Annotated in this window: 1 pseudogene; it reads left to right on the forward strand. The window is 65.6% G+C overall.

Annotation, left to right across the window (positions count from 1 at the left end):
* Positions 1-246: pseudogene (locus tag B2P18_RS00840) on the forward strand (ATP-binding protein); the annotation flags it as partial.
* Between the last annotated feature and the right edge of the window lie 146 nt (positions 247-392).

A 392-nucleotide genomic window follows, 5' to 3' on the forward strand; every position in this document is an offset into this window, starting at 1 on the left:
AAGACACTCTCAGCCCGCCACTACGCCGGCGTCGACTCCTGGGAGCGATGGCAATACGACGTCGGCGACACGGTCGGACCCGTGCCGCCACGGGTCCTGGAAGTACGCACCGCGTTCTACACCCCCACGGTGGCCGCCACCATCAAGCAGATCGACCAAGGCCTACCCCGAGCCTGCCAAGCGATCTCCTACGCGATCGACTACGACGAGCTCGGACTCGTCGACCCCTACGTTCACGACGTGTGACTTTCTCCGGTGAGTGGCGGCGGTCTTCAGCCGCTCAGGGGCACGGTTAGTTGACTCCGATGACGAGGGTGCTGGCGGCGGCGTCGGCGACGTCGTTGGGGATGGTCTGGAGCTCGTTGATCTTCAGGACGCGGTCGAGCTGGGGG

The organism is Arsenicicoccus sp. UBA2120 (assembly GCF_002330965.1).
GTDB lineage: Bacteria > Actinomycetota > Actinomycetes > Actinomycetales > Dermatophilaceae > Arsenicicoccus > Arsenicicoccus bolidensis.